Annotated in this window: 16 protein-coding genes; 13 read left to right on the top strand and 3 right to left on the bottom strand. The window is 70.8% G+C overall.

Annotation, left to right across the window (positions count from 1 at the left end; genetic code table 11):
• Window positions 1-176: 176 nt before the first annotated feature.
• Both Dsi01nite_RS51110 and Dsi01nite_RS51105 read left to right on the top strand, forming a co-directional pair.
• Window positions 177-2,105, top strand: a complete 1,929-nt coding sequence (locus Dsi01nite_RS51110) for a sensor histidine kinase (RefSeq protein WP_203853773.1) — start codon at window positions 177-179, stop codon at window positions 2,103-2,105.
• Window positions 2,106-2,131: 26 nt separating this feature from the next.
• A complete protein-coding gene (locus Dsi01nite_RS51105) occupies window positions 2,132-2,629 on the top strand; it encodes a DinB family protein (RefSeq protein WP_203853772.1) in 498 nt (165 codons plus the stop codon).
• A 43-nt stretch (window positions 2,630-2,672) separates the two neighbouring features.
• On the opposite strand, the gene Dsi01nite_RS51100 is transcribed toward Dsi01nite_RS51105, so the two are convergent.
• A complete protein-coding gene (locus tag Dsi01nite_RS51100) occupies window positions 2,673-4,121 on the bottom strand; it encodes an MFS transporter (RefSeq protein ID WP_203853771.1) in 1,449 nt (482 codons plus the stop codon).
• Window positions 4,118-4,576, bottom strand: coding sequence for a MarR family winged helix-turn-helix transcriptional regulator (locus Dsi01nite_RS51095; protein ID WP_239137019.1), 459 nt, complete (start codon window positions 4,574-4,576; stop codon window positions 4,118-4,120). Before Dsi01nite_RS51095 ends, Dsi01nite_RS51100 begins: the two co-directional genes overlap by 4 nt.
• 150 nt (window positions 4,577-4,726) lie before the next feature.
• Between Dsi01nite_RS51095 and Dsi01nite_RS51090 the strand changes: the two genes are divergently transcribed.
• The 5 genes from Dsi01nite_RS51090 (at window position 4,727) to Dsi01nite_RS51070 (ending at window position 8,419) form a co-directional block, all read left to right on the top strand.
• Complete coding sequence (locus Dsi01nite_RS51090) at window positions 4,727-5,068, top strand: ArsR/SmtB family transcription factor (protein WP_203853770.1); 342 nt, start codon at window positions 4,727-4,729, stop codon at window positions 5,066-5,068.
• A 3-nt stretch (window positions 5,069-5,071) separates the two neighbouring features.
• A complete protein-coding gene (locus Dsi01nite_RS51085) occupies window positions 5,072-5,563 on the top strand; it encodes an SRPBCC family protein (protein ID WP_203853769.1) in 492 nt (163 codons plus the stop codon).
• The gene (locus Dsi01nite_RS51080; RefSeq protein WP_203853768.1) at window positions 5,563-6,183 is read left to right on the top strand and encodes a dihydrofolate reductase family protein; all 621 of its coding nucleotides are present in this window, start codon (window positions 5,563-5,565) and stop codon (window positions 6,181-6,183) included. The genes Dsi01nite_RS51085 and Dsi01nite_RS51080 overlap by 1 nt, the downstream gene beginning before the upstream one ends.
• 75 nt (window positions 6,184-6,258) lie before the next feature.
• Entirely contained in the window at window positions 6,259-7,464 is a 1,206-nt protein-coding gene (locus tag Dsi01nite_RS51075; RefSeq protein ID WP_203853767.1) for an acyltransferase family protein, read from the top strand.
• A gap of 70 nt (window positions 7,465-7,534) precedes the next feature.
• On the top strand, window positions 7,535-8,419 hold the full coding sequence (locus tag Dsi01nite_RS51070) for an ion transporter (protein WP_203853766.1): 885 nt from the start codon (window positions 7,535-7,537) through the stop codon (window positions 8,417-8,419).
• 12 nt (window positions 8,420-8,431) lie between these two features.
• Here the strand turns inward: Dsi01nite_RS51070 and Dsi01nite_RS51065 are convergent, their stop codons facing one another.
• On the bottom strand, window positions 8,432-8,809 hold the full coding sequence (locus tag Dsi01nite_RS51065; protein WP_203853765.1) for a DUF7668 domain-containing protein: 378 nt from the start codon (window positions 8,807-8,809) through the stop codon (window positions 8,432-8,434).
• A 761-nt stretch (window positions 8,810-9,570) separates the two neighbouring features.
• Here Dsi01nite_RS51065 and Dsi01nite_RS51060 point away from each other — a divergent pair.
• The 6 genes from Dsi01nite_RS51060 (at window position 9,571) to Dsi01nite_RS51040 (ending at window position 16,813) form a co-directional block, all read left to right on the top strand.
• Window positions 9,571-9,900: a DUF1508 domain-containing protein gene (locus tag Dsi01nite_RS51060; protein WP_203853764.1), complete on the top strand. Its 330-nt coding sequence runs from the start codon at window positions 9,571-9,573 to the stop codon at window positions 9,898-9,900.
• Between the two features lie 118 nt (window positions 9,901-10,018).
• Window positions 10,019-10,150, top strand: coding sequence for a hypothetical protein (locus Dsi01nite_RS58600; RefSeq protein ID WP_275423497.1), 132 nt, complete (start codon window positions 10,019-10,021; stop codon window positions 10,148-10,150).
• Between the two features lies 1 nt (window position 10,151).
• Entirely contained in the window at window positions 10,152-11,186 is a 1,035-nt protein-coding gene (gene pstC / locus Dsi01nite_RS51055) for a phosphate ABC transporter permease subunit PstC (RefSeq protein WP_239137017.1), read from the top strand.
• Window position 11,187: 1 nt separating this feature from the next.
• Window positions 11,188-12,525, top strand: a complete 1,338-nt coding sequence (gene pstA, locus Dsi01nite_RS51050; RefSeq protein ID WP_203853762.1) for a phosphate ABC transporter permease PstA — start codon at window positions 11,188-11,190, stop codon at window positions 12,523-12,525.
• Entirely contained in the window at window positions 12,522-14,126 is a 1,605-nt protein-coding gene (gene pstS, locus Dsi01nite_RS51045; RefSeq protein WP_203853761.1) for a phosphate ABC transporter substrate-binding protein PstS, read from the top strand. The genes pstA and pstS overlap by 4 nt, the downstream gene beginning before the upstream one ends.
• Window positions 14,123-16,813: a hypothetical protein gene (locus tag Dsi01nite_RS51040; protein WP_203853760.1), complete on the top strand. Its 2,691-nt coding sequence runs from the start codon at window positions 14,123-14,125 to the stop codon at window positions 16,811-16,813. Before pstS ends, Dsi01nite_RS51040 begins: the two co-directional genes overlap by 4 nt.
• Window positions 16,814-16,951: the final 138 nt, after the last annotated feature.

Below are 16,951 nucleotides of genomic sequence, written 5' to 3'. Positions count from 1 at the left end.
TTCACACCCGGAACCGGGTTTCCGCGCCGCTGGCAGCGGTACCGACGGCGGCGCGATGTCACCCGAATCGGGTGGTGCTGGCGGTCGGCGGGAGGGCGAACGGTCGACGTGTGTATGCCGGACCGGTCCCGGCAGGCCTGGTCCCACACCCGCGACCTCGCCGACCGGGAGGCCGAATGACGGTGACCAACGGGGTTCGGCGTCGGCTCACGTCGTGGACGCTGCCGACGCGACCACCGCTCCTCGTCGGTGTGGCCGTCGCGGCGATGGTCATCGCCGCCGAGACGGCCATACTCGCGATGCTGCAGGTCGCCCACCCGCATGTCCAGCCGAGTGCCGGCGTCTACATCCTCGGCGTGGTGGCGGTGACGACCGTATGGGGCACCCGGCTCGGCATCGCCGTCGCGCTGGCCAGCACGGTGGTGTTCAACGTCGTTCACGTGCCTCCGGGCGGCCTGCACCTGAGCCTGGTGCAGGATGGGCAGCGGGCCCTGATCTTCGGGATCGTGGCCGTCATCAGCGGCTGGCTGGCCGACCTCGCCCGGGAGCGGTCCGAGGAGGCCCACCAGCGGGCGGACGAGGCCGAAATCTCCGTCGAGGTCGCCCGCCAGATCCTCGGCGAGGACGATCTGGCGTCCGGGCTACGGGCCGGGTCGCGTCGCCTGGCGGCCCGGTTCGGTCTCCCGCGCGTGTCGATCGAGGTCGGCGACGCTACGGTCCTGGACAGCATGGGCGGTGCGACCGTGCTGAAACTCGGTGACGGGGGGCGGCCCGCGGTGCGGCTCGTCGTGCCCGCCACCACCCCGCCGAAGACGCTGGAGCGCCTCCGGGACCGGCTCGGCCCGGCACTGGGTTCGATCGTTCGCACCGCCATCGAGCGCCAGGAGCTCATCGATACCCTACGGACCAGCCAACAGGCGACCCAGGCGTTGCTGGCGGAGCAGGCGGCACTGCAGCGGGTGGCGACGATGGTCGCCACGGGCGGATCGCCCGCAGCGGTGTTCGCGGCGGTGACGGCCGAGCTCCACGGCCTGTTCCCGGGGTTCCACACCGCACTGATGCGGTATGAGTCGGACCGCACCGTCACGGCGATCTCCGAGCGCGACGAGCGCGGGGACCTGCTGTCCGACCACCCGAACCTGCCCATTGAGGGCCAGAACATCGTCAGCACGATCCTGCGTACCCGCCGCACGGCACGGGTCGACTACGACACCGCCACCGGGCCGATCGCCAGGGAACTGCGCTCCCGCGGCATCCACCTCGGCCTCGGCGTGCCGATCGTCGTCGACGGTGAGCTCTGGGGCGTCACGCTCGTCATGTCCTACCAGCCGCAGCCGATCCCCGACGCCGCGGAGAAGCGCCTGTTGGCCTTCACCGAGCTCGTCGCCACGACGATCGCGAACACCGAGAACCGCGCCCGGCTCATCTCCTCCCGCGTGCGGCTGGTCACCGCGGCGGACGACGCCCGGCGCCGCATCGAACGGGACCTGCACGACGGGCCGCAGCAGCGCATCGTCTCACTCGCCCTGCGACTGCGCATGGCGGAGGAGTCGGCGTTGAACGACCTGCCGGCGGCGCGGCAGCTGCTGGCCGAGACCGTCCGGAATCTCACCGAGATCCACGAGAGCATGACCGACCTCGCCCGCGGCATCCATCCGGCGCTGCTGACCCAGGGCGGGATCGGCCCGATGCTGCGCAAGCTGGCCCGGCGCAGCATCGTGCCCGTCGAGCTGCGGCTGAAGGTCCCGAAGCGGCTTCCCGAGCGGGTGGAGGTGGCCGTGTACTACGTGGTCTCGGAGGCGCTGACCAACATCACCAAGCACTCGCGGGCATCCGTCGCCTGCGTCGCGGTGGAGTCGGACGAGCGCAGCGTGTGGCTGTCGGTCCACGACGACGGGATCGGCGGGGCCAAACCGGGTGACGGGACGGGGCTGGTCGGTCTGCGCGACCGCGTCGAGGCGTTGGGCGGCCGGTTCGGCGTCACCAGCCCGGTGGCGGCGGGCACGACTTTGACCGCGGAGATCCCGCTCGCCGAGCCGGATGCGGACGCCGCCGCTGAGCCGTTCCCGCTTGTCTCGGCCGGGTCCGGGACGGGTGGGGGGTAGCGGGCAGCTTCGATACTGTGTGCGACGTGGCGACCGACATGTTCTCGACCGCGACCGAGCGGGATGCGCTGTGCGGCTTTCTCGACCAGGCGCGGGATGCGTTGATCCGCAAGGTCGAGGGCCTGTCCGACAAGGACGCGCGCACGGCCGCGACCGTGAGCTCGCTGTCGTTGCTGAGCCTGCTGAAACACTCGGCCGTCTGGGAGCGCAGGTGGTTTCAGATCATCTTCGCGGGGCGGAGCTTCCCGGACGAGTGGCCGGCGGTGCCGGACGAAGGGCGGGACCCCACCTTCGCGCTCAGCGATGAGGACACGGTGGAGAGCGTCGCGGCGTACTACCTGGAGCAGATCGCGGTCTCCCGGGAGATCCTCGCCGGCGGCGACCTCGACGCGCGATGCGCCCGGGCGGACCTGGTCGACGAGAACCTGCGTGGGGTGGTGCTGCACCTGCTCCAGGAGACGGCGCGGCACGCGGGCCACGCCGACATCATCCGCGAGGCCGTCGACGGCGGCCGCGGGCTCTGAGCCGCGGCCGTGGGCCGGCGTCAAGGTCGGACGGCTCCGATCCTCAGTTTCCGGTTCGACTCGACCGGCCCGGGGCTGTGATCGGATCGGTCCCGGGTGAGCGTCGGCGGGCGAGGGCGAGGCTGACCATCGTCGTGATCGCCATCGCGGCGACGCCGACCAGCGCCGCGGTCGTGTAGGCGTCGTCGTCCGGGAAGAGGTGGCCCGTGGCGGTGCCGGCGGCCAGGACCAGACCGCCGATGGCGCTGCCCAGGGAGTACCCGACGCTGCGGACGACGTAGTTGAAGCTCATGGCGCTCGACGTCTCGCTCTTGGGGGTGACGGCCAGGATGACGCCGGGCATGGCGGCCGAGAAGCTGCCGACGCCGAAGCCCAGCACGCTCATGGCCGCGAGCAGTTCGGCCAGGTTGGACCGGGCGGTGGCGAACAGGACGAACCCGCCGCCGACGATGGCGGCGCTGCCGGCCAGGAGCAGGGGGCCGTCGACCCGTCGGCGGACCCGCGGCGTGAGCTTGCCGGCGACGAACCCCAGCACGGAGAACGGGATGAGGACCAGCCCCGCCACGAAGGTGGTCAGTCCGAAGCCGTAGCCGGCGCTGTGCGGTGTCTGCGCGTAGCGGGTGATGAGCGTGAGCAGGAGGTACATGCCGATCCCGCCGACGAACATGGCGATGTTCGCTCCGGCGACCGCCGGGTGCCGCACCGCCCGGACGTCGATCAGGGGCGTCCCGGTTCGCAGTTCGGAAACGGTCCAGACGCAGAGCAGGAGCACGGCGGCGACGGCAAGGGGCACCGCCACGGCGAGGTGTCGGCTCCACAGGCTCCGCTCGCCGGCCAGGAACAGGACGAGGAACAGTCCACCCGCCAGGACGAGCGCTCCGGCCACGTTCAGGTGAGCGGAGCGGCCTTCGGGAGCTGCGGGCATGGAGCGCCACGCGGTCACGAAGGCGATGGCGGTGACGAGCAGGCCGAGGCCGTAGGCGGCCCGCAGTCCGCCGAGCTCGGCGAGCAGCGCGGCCAGCGGGTAGCCGACGCCGGCGCCGATGATGGAGACCACTGAGATCAGGGCGATTGTGGCCGCGCTGCGCTCCTCGGGAAGATGGTCGCGGGCCACGCCCATCATCAGCGCCGTGAGCCCGAGTCCGACGCCTTGGGCCGCTCTGCCCACGAGCAGCCAGGCGAACGGCAGCGGCAGCACGGTGAGCGCGCTGCCGACGACGACGATCGCCAGCGTGGCGAGAATCGTGGCCCGCCGGTGCGGACCGGCGCCGAGCCGGCCGAGGACGGGTGTGGCGACGGCGCCGCTGAGCAGGGCGATGGTCAGCGTCCACTGCGCGCTGTCGAGGGAGACGTGAAACGTGGTCGCCACGCTGGTGATGAGCGGCGTCCCGAGGCTGGCGACCGCCGCCACGACCAGGGCGATGAACAGCAGGGCGGGGACCAGCAGACGTGCCTCGGAACGTATCGGTGCGGTGCTCACGGGCGCGGTCACCGGTCCGACTCCTCTCGGGCGTGGCTTTCGAGCTCGGCCAGACGCAGCAGCGCCGGAAGGGCTGCTGCCAGGGCCTCGACCTCGTCACCGGTGAGTTCGTCGATCATCCGCGCGTACGCGTCGATGCCCGCCTGGCGTCGCGTCCGGACGTACGACGCGCCGGCCTCGGTCAGGCACACCAGCGTGACCCGCCTGTCGGACGGATCGCCCTTCCGCTCGACCAGCCCGGCTTCCTCCATCACCCGGACCAGGACGGTCATCGCGGGCTGGGTGACGCCCTCGGCCACCGCCAGATCGGTGATCCGTCGCGGGCCGGTCTTGTCCAGGGTGGCCAGGGTGGCGGCGGACGTCAGGCTCATGTCGCGGGGGAGGCGTCTCACGGCCCTGGTGGCCAGACCGTAGAGGGCTGACCCGATGGCATCGGAAGCACCGTGCGCGGCGTCTCGGCGACTCATGCCAGAAGCATAGCCGATTTATATGAATCCTTTATGTATCTCTCGATCGGGGCCGTCGGCCCGTGGGGTCAGTCGCTGAACAGCGCCGCTGCCGGGGCAATGTAGCGGTACCGGCTTGACGCATACCGTTATCGGAATATGATGGCTGCCGTGGCACGAGCAGCGACGACGTCCGACGCGTTCAACGCGATCGCCGAGCCGCAGCGCCGGGAGATCCTGGCGCTGCTGCGGGCGGGTGAGCGGCCGGTGACGGCCCTGGCCCAGGAGCTGGGGATGACCCAGCCCGGGGCGTCCAAGCACCTGCGGGTGCTCCGGGAGGTGGGGCTGGTGCGGGTCCGCGGGGCGGGCAAGCAGCGCCTCTACGGCCTGGACGCCCGCGGGCTGCGGCCCATCCACGAGTGGATCGGCGGGTTCGAGCAGTTCTGGAACGAGAGTTTCGACCGGCTCGACACCTACGTGCAGGACCTCAAACAGACACGGCAGGGGGAGTGACCCATGGCAGGGGTTGAGCAGGAGGCGGGGGCGGACCGGGAGGTGGTGGTCTCCAGGGTCATCGACGCCCCACGGGAGCTGGTGTTCGAGGCGTTCACCGAGGTCCGGCACCTGTCGCAGTGGTGGGGCCCGGAGGGGTTCACCACCACGACGCGGGCCTTCGGGTTCCGCGTCGGGGAGGTCTGGGACTTCGTGATGCACGGGCCGGACGGGACGGACTATTCAGAGTGGATCACCTGGACCGAGATCACCCCGCCGGAGCGGATCGCGCTGCTGCACGGTGAGCACCGCGACGACCCGAATGCCTTCGAGTCGGTGCTGACCTTCGCGCCGGACGGCGCGGCGACCCGGCTCGTCATGCGCACGGTGTTCCCCACCAGGGAGCTGCGCGACGAGGCGGTCGAGAAGTATCACGCGGTCGAGGGCGGCCGGCAGACCCTGAACAACCTGGCGGCGTACGTCGCCGAGATCATCCGGAACGGAGCGGAGGGCTGATGGCCGGCAAGGTGTTCTTCAGTGTGTCGATGTCGTTGGACGGGTTCATCGCGCCCGACTCCCTCGGGGAGCTGATGGGGCCGCAGTGGATGGAACTGCAGGCGTGGGTGTTCCCGCAGCGGTTCTTCCGGGAGAACCTGAAGTTCGGCGAGGGCGGCGAGGAAGGCCGCGACAACGACATCCTGCGGGAGACGTTCGAACGCACCGGCGCGAGCGTCATGGGCAAGCGCATGTTCGACGCCGGCGAGCAGATGTGGCCGGAGGAGGCGCCGTTCCACACACCGGTCGTCGTGGTGACGCACGAGAAGCGTGACCCGTGGGAGCGCCCCGGCGGCACGACGTTCACCTTCGTCAACGACGGCATCAAAGCCGCGCTCGACCAGGCCCGCGAGGCCGCCGACGACCGCGACGTCCGCATCGCCGGCGGCGGCGAGACGATCCTGCAGTACCTCAACGCCGGCCTGATCGACGAGTTCTCGGTCGCGGTGTCGCCGGTGCTGTTCGGCGCCGGGGTCCGCCTCTTCGAGGGCGTGGACGCGGCGAGGGTCGCGCTGAAGCCGGTCCGTTCGGAGCCGTCTCCGCGGGCGACGCACCTGACCTACGCGGTGCATCCGCGGTAGCGCGCGGACAGCGGTGTTGACTCCGTGCGGCCGGCTGGCATCCTGATGCTGGCCGGCACCGCACGGGGAGGCAATATGGCGGCACCGCAGGAGTCCGTACCGCAGCCGCAGGCCGGGACGGCAAGGACCGCGCGGCGGCCGGAGCTCGACGTCATCCGGCTGGTCGTGGTCATCGGGCTGGTGTTCTTCCACGCGGCGCTGGTCTTCGACACCCGCGACGACTACTACGTCAAGAACGCGACCACGACCGAGGCGACCACCTGGATCGCCGGGCTGTGCGTGGTCTGGGCGATGCCCGCGCTGTTCCTCATCGCCGGCCTCGGCTCGTGGCACTCGATCCGCAGCCGCGGCGCGGGCGGCTTCGCCCGCGAGCGGCTGCTGCGGCTCGGTGTGCCGCTGGTGGTCGCGACGCTGACCATCCTGCCGCTGCCGCCGTGGCTTCGGCTGAAGGCCGCGGATCCCGGCTACGACGAGTCCTATCCGCGGTTCCTGCTGCGGTTCTTCGACGTCCACCTGAGCCTGACGGACCTGCCGTTCGTCGTGCGCGGCGAGCACTTCGAGAGCGGCCACCTGTGGTTCGTGGTGCTGCTGCTGGCGTTTTCGCTGGTGCTCGCCCCGCTCGTCGCGTGGCTGCCGGCGGACCGGATGGCGAGGGTGCTCGACGCCGCCGCCGGGGCGATGGCGCGGCGGGGCGTGGTGCTCCTGCCGGCGCTGCCGCTCGCGGTGATCGGCGCGCTGCTCGGCATGGAGGAGTCGTTCGCGGGTTGGAGCCGGTGGGCGTACCTGGTGTTCTTCCTCTACGGGTTCGCTCTCGCCGCCGACGACCGGTTCCGGGCGGCGATGCGCCGCGACGCCGTGCCGGCGGCGATCGCCGGGATCGCGCTCTTCGCGGCCGCCGGGGTCGCGCTGGACACGGCCGGCGGCGATCCGTTCACGGACCTGACGCTGCCCGCGGCCGTCGCGCGGGTGCTGTTCGCGACGGCGGGCTGGTGCTGGCTCGTGGCGATCCTCGGCCTGCTCGACCGGCCGCGTCCGGCGGCGCCGCCTGCCTCGGACAGCCCAGGGGTGTACGCCTACCTCGGTCTCGCCGCGCTCCCGCTGTACGTGCTGCACCAGCCGATCGTCGTGGCGATGGCCTACGTGGTGGTGCAGTGGCAGATTCCGGCGCCGCTCAAGTACGTGGTGATCGTCGCCGCCTCGTTCGCGATCATGTTCGTGGTGTACGAGTTCGGGGTCCGGCGCACCCGACCGACCCGGCTGCTGTTCGGGGTCCGCGGCTGACGGTCGGCATCGATCATGTCGTAGGCTACGGCCGGTTCGACGATCACCGTCTGGGGAGACCGGCCCGTCCATGAACACCACTGCGTCGCCGGCGACCCGGGTCGCCGCTGCCTGCCGCGCCCTGATCGACGCGCCCTGGTTCAGCGTCGCGTCCTTCGCGGTGATCGTCATCAACGCGGCCGTGCTCGGCCTGGAGACCTACGACGACGCGCACCGCGCCGCCGCCGGGGTGCTGCGAGCCGTGGAGTACGGCTGCGTGGTGTGCTTCGCCGCCGAGCTGCTCGTGCGGTTCGGTGCCCAGTTGCCGGCGCCGCGGGTCTTCTTCCGCGACGGCTGGAATCTCTTCGACCTGTTCATCCTGCTCTCGCCGCTGCTGCCCGGGGTGCGCGAGAACGTGACCGTGCTGCGGATGCTGCGGCTCGCCCGGATCGTGCGGACGTTCCGGCTCTTCCCGAGCCTGCGCGTCATCCTCGTCGGCATCCGGCGCAGCCTGCCCGGGCTGGGCAGCTTCCTGCTCGTCACCGTGCTGCTGCTGTACGCCTACGCCATGCTCGGCTGGATGATGTTCGGCGACGCCAACCCCGACCGGTACGGCACCGTCGGGCAGGCGATGCTGAGCCTGTTCCTGCTGCTGTCCCTGGACGGCATCACCGACACCCTGCAGGCCGGCCGCCAGATCACCGAATGGGCCGTGCTGTATTACGTCTCCTACATGGTCGCCGCCTGCTTCCTGCTGACCAACCTCCTCGTCGGTGTCGTGCTCAACGCCCTGCAGGACGCCCATCAGGAGGAGCGGCGCAGCACGCCGCCGCAGGAGCCGGCCGGCGCTTCCGTCACGGCGCAGCTCGCGTCACTGCGGGCGGCCATCGACGCCCTCGAACAGCACCTGACCCAGCCCGTGGCGCCGACCGGTCCCGACCCGGCCCGCCCTCGTCAGGTGGCCACGAGGGAGTAGGCGCAGCGTGGGTCACGGGACGTAGACCAAGTGGACCCGGAAGCGATACCCGCCTTCGTGCTCGAAAACGTCCACGTCCAGCACCAGGTCGCTCCGGCCTTCCTCGGCCGTCCAGAGGTCTACCAGGCAGTTCCAGTGATCGCCGTGCCACATCGCGACGGACGTCTTCCAGGTCTCGTCGGGCAAGGGCAGCAGGGTCACCGCACCATAGGCATCAACGGCATCGAGGCACGCAGCCGTTGCGTCGGGCGACACCGGATCGACCGGATCCACGCCGGCGGCGAGGACGTCATCCCGGCGCACCAACGATTCGACGATCGCTGTCAGCGTCGCCCGCCAGTGCTGCGGGACCGGGCCTTCCTGCTCGCCATCCTTTGCCGGCTCGGCCACGTCGTGCTCTCCCTGGACAAGCGCAGGTATCTCCGCGTCGCCGATGATCTTACCCCTGCACCAGGACCGCAAGAGCCTCGTCGCCGCAGGGTAGTGCGGGAGGCCGAACCAAACTGGCGTGGGAGCTCGAACCGGGCCCCGCGGAGGGCGCACGCGCGCGGGCACAATTGTGTGCTGGCCGCAAAAGTCGCGGACGGGTTGGACGAATTGGGCGAGCGCATGATAATGGGCGCGACCCACTCGGCGCCTTTTCGTTGAAATTCGATGTGCATCCCTTCGCCGAGCATATAGTCGATACTCATCAATGCAAACTGATCGAGCCGGAGCGATCCATGCCGGCGAAGGTGGCCCCCCGCAAGGGGTGTGGGCAGGGCAGCTTACCAACTGTAAATGGCTGTGCCAATCGATCAGCGATAATTCACTCGGCAGCCCCGAAGTTGGCCGATCGACGCGACTGCCGGGCTATCCGGGCGGCGGCTCGATGCGATTCGGGGGCCGGGTCCTGGTTTGGTCTGACGTATGTGCAGGTCAATGGCTTCTTTAGTGAATCTGTGGCGACATCAAGATCATCGGTTTTACCGGGCGGAGCATTCGCATTACCGCCCTGTTCACCCGAACCGCGTTTCGCCGATACGCCGTAGTGAAGCAGCATCGAGGCGTTCGCGAGAGCAGCGCACGTGCATTCGACATTGGCGTGCGACTACCACGGAGGTGCGAGCTGATTAGTGCGATACCAATTCCATCGGACGCGTGGCGGCCAGGTGATCTGGCGGTTGGTTGGCCTCAACAACCGGATTCTCGGCGTTTCGCCGGGGAGTTTTGCCGGTGTGCAGGCGGCGGCCGAGGCCGTGCAGAACGTCCGCGACCGCGCATCCGCCGGCTCCGTAGCGGTGGCTCGCGATGCGACTCGCCGATGGCGTTGGTCAATCGTTGACGCTGAGTTCGGCGTGCTGGCCGTAGCCTCCCACGGCTACGAGCTGCGGATCACCTGCGAGGCCGCGGTCCAGCGCTTCATGGAGAGCGCCACCTCGGCGGTGATCGACGAGACGCTCGGCCGTCGGGGTCGCTTCTGGCGCCCGACAGCGGAGTGACCGCCAGGCGCTTCCTCCGACCCGACCATCCACGCGACGGTGCCCAAGGCCGCCGCATGCCCGCACGACCTCGAGATGAGCGATTCGCACCTTTCAGCGACCGAGGGAGGGATCCATCATGCAGTTCCCGACGATGCCGATCGTGATCTCCCCGCCGGTCGAGGTGGACGGCGGCTGTCAGACGCATGGCCGGAGCGCCGCGCGTCCGGCGCCGTCGTTCGCCGTTGTCGAAGCCGGGGGGTACCGGTAACGTGCACGCGACCAACATCGCGCCGGAGCCCGCGGCGCAGGGCACCGACGCGCCCGTCGACCCCCGTCCGCGGGTCATCCGCGCCTCGTCAGCCCTCGCCGACCGGATCTTCCGTGGTGGGTCGCGGCTCACCGGCCTGCTCGTCTTCTCGATCATGGGTGCGATCGGGCTGTTCCTCGCGCTGCGGGCCACCGAGGCGCTGCGTGCCGTCGGTCTCGACTTCCTGACCACCGCGGAATGGCAACCTGACGTGCACCGGTTCGGCATCGCCGCGGTGCTCACCGGGACGGTCCTGATCGCGCTGGTGGCCGTGAGCGTGTCGGTGCCGCTCGCCACCGGCACCGCCCTGTTCATCTCGGAGATCGCCCCCACCTGGCTGCGGCAGTGGTTGGTCAGCCTGGTCGACCTGATGGCGGCCGTGCCGAGCGTGGTGTACGGCCTGTGGGGCCTGGTGTTCCTCGAGGGCAGCGTCATCGGACTGGCCCGCTGGCTGGCGACCTGGTTCGGCTGGATCCCGATCTTCCGGGTGGAGGGCGCGGACCCGACCGACCCGCTCGCCAGCGCCAGTGTCTTCACGGCGAGTGCCTTCGTCGCGGGCCTGACGGTCGCCCTGATGGTCGCCCCGATCCAGTGCTCGGTGATGCGCGAGGCGTTCAGCCAGGCGCCGGCGGGGGAGCGGGAGGGCGCCTACGCGCTGGGAGCGACCCGCTGGGGCATGATCAGCTCCGTCGTGCTGCCCTTCGGCCGGGGCGGCATGATCGGCGGCACCATGCTCGGCCTGGGCCGGGCACTGGGCGAGACGATCGCGGTGTACATGGTGATCTCGCAGGTCTTCGAGATCCAGTGGCACATCCTGCGGGTCGGCACGAACTCGGTCTCCAGCCTCATCGCGCTGCGCTACGGCGACGCCTCCGGGTTCGGCCTGTCCGCGCTGATGGCGGCCGGGCTGGCCCTGTTCGTCATCACGCTGGTCGTGAACTTCACCGCCTCCACCATCGCCAACCGGTCGCGCTCCGGCGCGCAGAGCGAGGTGTGACATGGCGATCGAGACGAAGCACCAGTTCGGGGAGCACGAGCGCGAGCCGGTCGCCGTCCGCCCGAAGGTGTCCACCCAGATCGACGTGGTGCCGTCCGTGCGGCCGGCCACGGGCGGCGGCACCGTCCTGCCGCGCGAGCTCGGGCCGGTCCCGCCGCGCCGGCAGCTCGGCGGCGTCCACCGCGACGAGCTGTTCAACCTGCTGGGGGCCGCCTCGACCGGCCTGTGCGTGACGATCCTGCTCTTCGCCTGGCTCGCCCCGTTCAGCGGCCTCATCGGGTTCGTCGTCGTGGCCTACGTGGTCTTCCTCGCGGCCTACGCGCTGCTGACCGCGCTGTCCGCGGACGGCCCGACGGTGCGGGACCGGATCTGGACCACGGTGCTGTGGAGCGCGGCGGCGGCGCTGTTCCTCGGGCTCTTCCACGTCGTCGGCTTCACGATCTGGCGCGGCCTCCCCGCGATGTGGCACCTGAACTTCTTCACCGAGGACCTCACCACCGCGGGCCCGCTGGACCCGCTGTCCAAGGGCGGCGTGCTGCACGCCGTGGTCGGCACCCTCGAGATGATGACGATCTCGTTGCTCATCACCATCCCGCTCGGCCTGGCCTGCGCCGTGTACCTCACCCAGGTCGGCGGGCGCGGCTCCACGCTGGTGCGCACGATCGTCGAGGCGATGACCGCGCTGCCCTCGATCGTCGCCGGTCTGTTCATCTACGCGACGCTGATCCTGATCCTCGGGTTTCCGCAGTCCGGGTTCGCCGCGGCGACCGCGTTGAGCGTGATGATGCTGCCGATCGTCATCCGGGCCGCGGACGTGGTGCTGCGGCTGGTCCCCGGCGGCCTGCGGGAAGCGGCCGAGGCGCTGGGTGCCCCGCGCTGGCGCACCGTCTGGTACGTCGTGCTGCCGACCGCACGCTCCGGGCTGGTCACCAGCGTCATCCTCGGCGCCGCCAGGGGCATCGGCGAGACGAGCCCGGTGCTGCTCACCGCCGGCTACACCACCTACCTCAACGCCAACCCGATCGACGGCAACCAGGTCTCGCTCCCACTGCTGACGTTCATGCTCGTGCGATCCGGTCAGCCGGCCTACATCCAGCGGGGTTTCGGCGCCGCGGCGCTGCTGATGGCCATCGTCCTGGCGCTGTTCGTGCTGGCGCGGATCTTCGCCGGCCGCGCGCCCGGCCGGGTCACCGCCAGGCAGGCCCGGCGCCTCGCCCGCCAGTCGGCGCGCGACGAGGAACGCATGCGCCGCGGCGGCCGGTACGGGCTGCCCGGCCCGGCGCCCGGCCGTGACCAGCAACCCGACCAGCAATCGGTACACCTTGGAGACCTGCCATGAAGCTGTCGCCCTGGCGTCGCGCACTGCTCGCGATGAGCAGCCTGCTGATCGCCCTCGGACTGCCCGCGCCGGCGATGGCGGTCTACGCGCCGAACTACGTGCCGATCAACGGGGCCGGCTCCACCTGGGCCGCCAACGCGATCAACCAGTGGATCAGCGCCGTGCACCAGAACAGCATCCGCGTGGACTACAGCGCCGGCGGCTCCTCCGACGGCCGGCAGCGGTTCCTGCAGAAGACCGTCGACTTCGCGGCGTCCGACATCCCGTTCCAGCAACGGCCCACCGACGGCAGCTCGCCGGAGAACCCGGCACCGGGCAGCTACGCCTACATGCCGATCGTCGCCGGCGGCACCAGCTTCATGTACAACCTGAAGATCGCCGGCCGGCAGGTGACGAACCTGCGGCTCTCCGGCGAGGTCCTCGCGAAGATCTTCACCGGGGGCATCACCCGCTGGGACGACGCGGCGATCAAGGCCGACAACCCCGGCCTCACCATGCCGGCCGTCAAGGTCGTGCCGGTCATCCGCTCCGACGGATCGGGCAGCAGCGCGCAGTTCAGCCTGTGGATGCAGGCGGCGTACCCGCAGATCTGGAGCTCCTTCTGCTCCTCGCGTGGCTGCGGCAACGGCGCCGCCTCGTTCTGGCCGAGCTTCAGCGGCGCCATCTCCAAGTCGGGCGACCTCGGCGTGGCCAGCCACGTGGCGCAGACCTATTCCGAGGGCGCCATCGGCTACGTCCAGTACTCCTACGCCAAGAACGCGAGCTTCCCGGTCGTCAAGATGCTCAACGCGGCCGGCTACTACGTCGAGCCGACGCCGCTGAACGTCGCGGTCGCGCTGCAGAAGGCGGAGATCGAGAGCAACCCCGACCCGGCGGTGTACCTCACGCAGAACCTGCGCAACGTGTACACGTACACCGACCCGCGGGTGTACCCCATGTCGTCGTACTCGTACTTCATCCTGCCCACGGTCGTCAGCGGAAACTTCTCCGAGGCCAAGGGCGCGACACTCGCCGCGTTCAGCACCTACTTCGAGTGCGAGGGCCAGCAGCAGGCGCCCGACCTCGGGTATTCGCCGCTGCCGAGGAACCTCGTCGAGGCGAGCTTCAAGCAGATCGAGAAGATCCCCGGCGCGCCGAAGGGCGGTAGGCCGCCGCTGGAGAGCTGCAACAACCCGACCTTCACCGCGGACGGGCACAACCGGCTCGCCGACATCGCGCCGCAGCCTCAGGCCTGCGACAAGAAGGGCCCGGCGCAGTGCACGAAGGGCACCGGCGGCAAACAGAACCAGGACACCCCGGTGAATCAGGCCGCGGCCGCCGCCAACAACTCCGGCGCCGGGACCGGAACCGCCAACCCCTCGGGCGGCGCGAGCGCCGGACCGGCACCATCGCTGAGCTATGACCCACTCACCGACCAGTACGTCGGCGCCGGCAACGGCCGCGGCGGCGGCGACCCGAACGTGGCGGCGGTGCCGATCGCCATGCCCAGCGGCACCGGCTGGAGCGGCAGCCAGACGTTGATGCTCATCGCCGGTCTCATCACCCTCGCGCTGGTGCTGGGCCCGGGCATCGTCTCGTGGATGCTGCGGAGGCGGCAATGAACCTGCACCTGTGGATCACGCACGGCACGCGAGGCGCGCAAGGCATGTCATGGCGCCGACGGGCGACCGCCGGGGTCGTCGCGGGACTGGTGGCCACCCTGCTGGCCGAGGTCGGATACATCGCGGTCGCGGGCGCGGCCGACGACCCGAGCATCGGCAAGGTCGAATACACCGGGACGCCGATGACCGACTCCGCCGTGACACTCAGCGGGGACAGCGCGTTCCCCGCGCTGAAGGTCACGGTGGCGCAGACGAAGGGCCTGACCAACCAGGCGGTCACCGTCAGCTGGAAGGGGATGCCGCCGGGCGATCCGACCCTGCCGTTCAAGGCGAACTATCTGCAGGTCATGCAGTGCTGGGGCGACGACACTTCCGCGCCCGCGGCCACGCCGGCCCCGGCCCGGGAGACCTGCCAGTACGGCGCCTACAACAACAACTACCCGGACAACGACCCCGGCGGCCTCGGTGGCGTGAACTACGTCCGCAGCCGCACGGTCCTGCGCGGCGACGCACAGGAGCGCACGGCACTCGGCAAGGACGGCAAACCGCTCGGCTACGACCGCAACGTCAACAGCAGCCTCGGCGGCTCCGTGCCGTTCTTCCCGGTCGCCAGCAACTGGCCGAACGTCGCCGCGGGCAACAAGGGCGTCCTCGCGCCGTTCAACCAGCCGATCGACCAGGCCGGCGGCGGGGTGTACGGCTTCGCCGACACCAACGAGCTGACCTACAACCTGACCCGGGTGGACGGGTCCGGCGAGGCGACGATCGAGATGCAGACCCTGCTGGAGTCGCCCTCGCTGGGCTGCGGCGCGCCGGTCAGCACCGCGAGCGACGCGCCGGGGCGTGCGTGCTGGCTCGTGGTGGTGCCGCGGGGCGTGAAGGACGACGGGTACCGCACCGGCGCGGAGGTCGGTGACGGGTTCATCTCGCACGTCACGTCCTCGCCGCTCAGCCTGTCCAACTGGCAGCACCGGATCGCCTTCCGGCTGGACTTCCGGCCGGTCCGCGAGGACTGCGCGCTCGGGACGGCGCAGCGGCGGATCATCGGCAGCGAGCTCGCCCGGGTCGCCTTCACCAACTGGGCGCCCACCCTGTGCTCGAGCGGCCGGGTGCCGTACGTGCTGAACACGATGCCGGAGTCCACCGCCCGCAGCTCGATCACCAGCGAGATCCCCACCAGCAGCCGCGCCGCGCTGGTCAACCGGCCGCTGGTGCGCGACCCGGACCATCCGATCGCCTACGCACCGGTCGCCCTGTCCGGGGTGGTGTTCGGCTTCCACATCGAGCGGACCGTCGCGACCGGCAGCACGCCGCAGGCCGAACTGGACACCAACGGCAGCCGGTTGCCGCGGATGAACCTCACGCCCCGGCTCGCCGCGAAGCTCCTGACCGAGTCCTACCAGCGGGCGATCCCGCCGCCCGACCCGGCCGACGTCGAAACGATGCCGGCCTACCTGGCCGCGAACCCGCGGAACCTCTTCGCGGACCCGGAGTTCCTGGCGGTCAACCCCGAGGCCAAGTGGCTGACGTCGCCGGGCTACGAGCCGGAGGGAGCCTCCGCGCTGGTGAGCCTGGAGAACTCCGACGCCACCGCCGCGGTGTGGACATGGCTGAACGCCGACAAGGAGGCGCGGGACTTCCTGGACGGCAAGCCCGACCCGTGGGGCGCGGTGGTCAACCCCGCGTACCGGAACCTCACGCTGCCGCTGGAGACGTTCCCGAAGTCCGACCCGACGTGCACCGCGCTGACCGCCGAGCAGCAGCAGAACAACGCCGTGCCGCTCTGCGTCGTGGACCGGGCGCCGTACATGGAGAACCTCGAGGACGCGGCCCGCAACACCCTCAACGGCCGGCCCGGCGGCATCGGCGGACGGTGGATGAAGGCCGACGACCTGGAGAACCGCGACCCACTCACCGGCCTGCCGACGGTCGCGCGCTGGCAGAAGAACAAGCCGCAGCCGGCCCTGCGCCGCTTCGTGATCAGCGTGACGTCGACCGCTGAGGCCGCCCGGTTCGGGCTGCAGACCGCCGGCCTGCGCAACGCGGCGGGCAACTTCGTGGTCCCCACCGAGAGCAGCCTGCAGGCGGGCGCGCAGGCGATGACCGGCAGCACCGACGACAGCCGGTTCAAGGTCCTCAACCCGGCAGCGAAGACCGCGAACGCCTATCCGCTGTCCATGGTCACCTACGCGGCCGTGGCCGTGAAGGACATCGACACCACCGCCGACCCGACCGCCCGGACCCAGATCGCCGACTTCGTCGACTTCGTCTCGGGCGCCGGGCAGACCCGCGGCCTGGCCTTCGGTCAGCTCCCGCCGGGCTACGCGCCGCTGCCCGTCGAGATGCGCGCGGCTGCCCGGAACGCGTCCAAGGAGATCAGGTCGGGCGCCGTCGCCGGCTACACGCAGGCGCCGGACGACGACGACACCACCACCGCCCCCGCGACCACCGCGGCGGCCACCACCGCGGCGGCCGTGCCGGACCGCGGCTCCGTCCCCTCGGCCGGCCCGAGCGCGCAGCGGTCCAGCCGCGGGCCGGAGCCGGTCGCCGTCGTCCAGTCCGGACGCACCCCGGACGACCCGGGCGTGCTGCCCCCATGGGTGCTGCTCGTGGGGCTCGCCGCCGGTCTGCTGTCGGCGGTGGCCGCACCATTCGTCCGACCCCGGCGGAGATCGATCGATCCCTAGCCGGCAGCACATCGGGCCGCACGCGACGGCGGCTACCGCAGCTCCGCCCGGCACGACCGGGCGGTGGTTCGACCGGCCTGCCCCTCAGAGAGGGAGGGGCAGACCGGAAGACCGAAGTCTACCGGAACGTCCGGTAGG

The organism is Dactylosporangium siamense (genome assembly GCF_016862795.1).
Classification (GTDB): domain Bacteria; phylum Actinomycetota; class Actinomycetes; order Mycobacteriales; family Micromonosporaceae; genus Dactylosporangium; species Dactylosporangium siamense.
The sequence above is the reverse complement of the archived record's forward strand: the minus strand, read 5'-3'. Positions and strand labels throughout refer to the sequence as shown.